Here is a 4583-nt window from a genome sequence, read left to right on the forward strand (position 1 = left end):
AATTTCGGTTTTATTTTTTCCTTCTAATGACTTTTTGAAATTTTTTAAAATCTCTGTTTTTAATACATCACCTTTTTTCTCTTGATACTTCGGATATTTTTGTGCGTCAATTTTGGCCGCAAATAAATGAAATCGGCAGTTCTTATAATTGGCAAAATCATAATGCAGTACAGTACGGTCAATCTGTTTTGTGACCTCACCCGAACCTGGTAATCTATTAAGAAAAGAATCAATAATACCGTAACTAATTTTGGCCACATCTTTTAGAAACTCATGATTTAATTTAAGTTCTTCAGCAGCACAATGAAACGCTGCAGAATTCCTGAGAATCAATGAACACATGAACTGATAATCACCTTTAAACTTAGGCAACATACTCTTCAGAGCATCACAATTCGTATCCGCCAGATTGAACAAAAAATCCTGAACTGAAAGAGTCTCACTGCTCAACGTGTTATCGTTAATACTATTACCAAAACCAGCCCCAATAGTTGTTATAACTTGATCGATAAATTCCATTTTATTACGCAAAATTGGATATTTTTTTTCAGTCAATAAACCATGCTTATAAAGAATAACCAATTTTTTCCTAGTCTCATGAGAATGGATATTCATCATGATATTTCGCACATATTCGTTTAACAGCATTTCTTCTGGTGCATTAAATTCAGGCTCAAGTAAGGACAGTAGTATTTTCATTTTATAGAGACCTACCGACTTTTCAAACAACAGCGGTATAAGTTCCAATAAATTTTTTTTTGCGAGCGTTATGATGATATTGGCATTATCTTTAAAGACAAGAAGATCCAAAAACATTTGTTTTGATACAGTTTGTGTCTTAAATAATATGATCGCAGCCTCACACATTTTTTTTGAACCAATAATTTCATAGAGGTAGTCTTTTTTCAAAGATAATTCCCTGAACTTAATCATTAGTGTTTCGTACTCTTTACCAACCAGAATCTGAAGAATTAATTGCTGTTTTTTTGAATCTGTTAAAAAATACGGATGCGATATGTTACTTTTCAATAAAATTTCGACCGCCTCACGTTTGTCTGGGTTAGTGCAGTATGTAATGAGATGCTGACTGCTGATTTGATTATCTTTCATTAAAGTAACTAGTACGCTCCGGTCCAGGTCTTGGGGTAAGGACGCCAAAGCATCTACCAAGTCGGGTTGACTAAGAATCTCATCGTAACGCCGACTTAAATCATTTTGCATGGCAAAGACTAACTCTTTTTGCAGATTTTCGTTATATTGCTCAAGAAACTGTAAAGCTAATTTGGGTCTGTTATCTTTGAAGAATTGCGCTGACAATTGAGCTGCGGGCAATGTCTGCAGAATCAACGGGCTTAGATTGAGCCTATCAATATCTTTCAATTTTAAAAGAACGAAGGCTGTGGATTCATCTTGTGCTTCAGCAAGTACCTTACAAAATGACTCATCTTTTTTTAATTCAGCAAAGCGCTCCAGCGAATGGCCACTATGCAAAGCTGCTGCCAAAGGATACAGTTCAGGTTTAGCAATAATCTCCTTGAGCTCATGTGAGAAGCTACTAAAATTAACCCCAACAATTACATGACATAACAACTTATTGTTTTTTAACTCATCAGGCTGAAAACCGAGTTGTTCTTTTGCGTTGATCAAGGCAGCACAAATAACCAGTGGATCCATAACCTGGGTACTATAATCAGGAATATCATTAAGCGCTGAGTGGGTATCTATAAACTCAACAAGATGATACTTGGTTAGCAACTCTTTGGTCAGTAAACGAATATTTTTTGTAACGTATTGTTCGCTAAGGGATACGAACCCTCTAATGCAGTACATTTCTTGTGGAAGAAAGAGAGAACGTTTTAAAGCTACAGTATCCAATTCCGCCGCAGTAAGTGTTTCGCCTGGAGCGTAAGCCGTGAAAAGCGAGGCTCCTGTCATTACGGCACTTTTCCTGAAAGGAGTATGGGATGCAAGTCCAAAATCGATTAACCGAACATCCCCTTTTTCGCTAATAACCACATTATCAGGCTTAATGTCATGGTGTGCATAGCCTTGTTTACTTAAGGATAACTTTCCATGATGTAATTGATAGACTTGGTAGGTAAATTTTGCTGCTATGTCAAGGCGTTGTTCTTCGCTTAGGTTCGCAGATTCTGTTGCCAGAAATACCTCAAGGTTTTTTCCAAGATACTTCACTGCGATATACATTTTACTGCTGTCACGCCTGACCACACCGCCCTCGCTTATTGATAAATCCTTTAAAATCGCTATTTCCTTCTTAGACAAGTCGAGTATTGAATTTTTAGTTATTTTGATGATATACATGTTTCCATGTTCGTCATGAGCATATTTTACCGTTGACATAGCTCCCTGCTCGATGACATGGTCTTGGGGGCTATTGCTGCCTGATGCTTTTTTTGTATTAGCCAAACAATACACTGTATCGTTTATTTTGATGAAGGAATGCTCAATTCCAGACCTTACTTTACGACTAAGTTTCGTTCCAGATCGCTTATCATTGAAATACTCTTTGGCATCATTCCACTCAGAAACTGTTACATTTAAATCAGGCATTTTCATTCCTACATGCGAGCGAGACACTCGCTTTATAAGTACAATGCTCTTATTATAAACAGTCAATGTTAACAGATTATTAAAATGCTGGGTTAAAACACAAAATCATCACTCGAGGCAAGCTGAGATTGTGAGGAGCGTTCGAGTTTTTTGAATAGGTTAAAACTACCGCTGTTGCTTCAATAAGTTATTATTTTTACTGCCTTCATCAATCCTGAAAATACGCCTATTAACAAAGAAAAAAAACTGTTCACTTTTTTGCACCAAATACAGCACCATCATGAACGTGGGTATCCCTCCCCTTGTTTATGATGGAGCCAAAAGTGCTTCTTATTTTCAATAGATAAAATAAATCCATTTAATCTGCAGTTAATAACTGCATGCTGCTTGTGCCTGGGTTGCATTAATGATGTGATCGACCTTTAACTGGGTACATAATACAATTTTCTTTCCCTCCCCTGATGTGGTTCGCACGGTCGCATCACAACATTGTAGCTGTTTAAGACCAGTAACAATCTGATGAGCTTCAGCTTCAGATGCACAATACCGCCACATGCTTAGGTCACCTTTAGAATTAATTTTCCAGTCTTTGGCTCCAGTTAAATGCTCCATTCCCTGCTTCAAGGCAAGATTATCCAAGGCTGGCTTTGCAAAGAATAAAGAAGGTGCAGAACTGCTTGTAACGGGCTTTATCTCGGCTTCTTTTTTTAACTGCGTCAATACCTCAGTAGAAACCGATAACAACAACTGACATGCTATAATGGCATGCTCTTTGTTTGAAGGATCCATAAATACGAGCATGGGATTTTTTTGCTGAACAATCAGGGGAAGCCTATCCAGATTATAGCCTGGTTTAATGGCTTTTATCTCCGTTGCAACACGATGAATAGCCATTCGTGATTCGATTAACCGTTGCAAAAGAGGAGATGAAAAAGGTTTGGTTTGAGCCTCAGTGATGCATTGGTGTATATGTGCCGCTAGAGGTCTTCTGTCTTTTTCTATACAGGCAATAGCTTTTGAATAGCTGCTGGAAATGGATTTAGCATCATCAGGTTTACGCATCATGATATCAGGAAGATGAATGCTTCTAAGTACGATATTGTTTAATTCTGCTGCTGTTCGCCCGTTTCCATTGGGAAATGGATGAATATGCGTAAAACGATAGAAAAGATCAGCACAAAACGCACTCACTGCCTCCAGATTACTACCATCGAGTTGCTTCCATTGTTCCAGCATAGTTTCACAAAAAAGTCGCATGTTTTGCGGTATGTGATCCGGATAAGCAGTAAACAAAACGATTTTTTCTACTACCCGACGTTCATCCGCTGATAACAAATTCTCATGCCAGGCAGTAGCCAGCCTATGTAATGCACGATTAAAGTCGTCAAAGGGGAGCTGTGCTGACACTCTTGATAGCAAAGCAGGATGAATAGGTGCAGTACGATCTTTGGCTAGTCGTTGTAAAATAGATAAAAAAATCGTAGCGTCCCTGATATCCAGCTCTTTGTTTTGACTTACCAAATTTTGCAAAAATTGTGCATCAGATAATTTAGGCTTAAGTATTCCGGCCATATGCAGGCATAATTGTTGTATCATGCCGGCATCATAATGACAAATAACGTTAATTGTTTTGGCATACTCACCACTTCGAAGATCGTCACAAAGGGTCAAAAGGGTTTTTCCCATTCGTTGATGAATACTTAATATCCATTGCTCAAAAAGTTCAGGAGTTAAAGCAGCCAAGCCATTACGTTCTATCCAGGGTAAAACCTCTTCTTCAGCATAACGATAAGCGGAATAGATGTCTTCGTACTGCCCATTTGTAAACATTGATTCCGTCATGTTATCGCCGAGGATCATTGCTCTGGGAGACTGTTCTGGTTCAGAACCGTAGATCAACGCAGGATTAAATACTTTTAATTTCAATAACTTATGTTACGCACATGAGCTTGTAGTTTGAATAAAAAGCATTAGAATTCCGCCCTTAATTTTAGGGAGGGAATTAAATGGAT

At 38.0% G+C, this 4583-nt stretch carries 2 protein-coding genes; both read right to left on the reverse strand.

Annotated features, from left to right (window positions below):
- The coding region (locus Lwor_RS11315; protein WP_193786619.1) for a protein kinase domain-containing protein at positions 1-2571 on the reverse strand (2571 nt) is incomplete at its 3' end.
- 369 nt (positions 2572-2940) lie between these two features.
- Positions 2941-4497: a Fic family protein gene (locus Lwor_RS11320; RefSeq protein ID WP_058493978.1), complete on the reverse strand. Its 1557-nt coding sequence runs from the start codon at positions 4495-4497 to the stop codon at positions 2941-2943.
- Positions 4498-4583: the final 86 nt, after the last annotated feature.

Origin of the sequence: Legionella worsleiensis, from assembly GCF_001467535.1 — a bacterium.
GTDB classification, from domain to species: Bacteria; Pseudomonadota; Gammaproteobacteria; order Legionellales; family Legionellaceae; genus Legionella; species Legionella worsleiensis.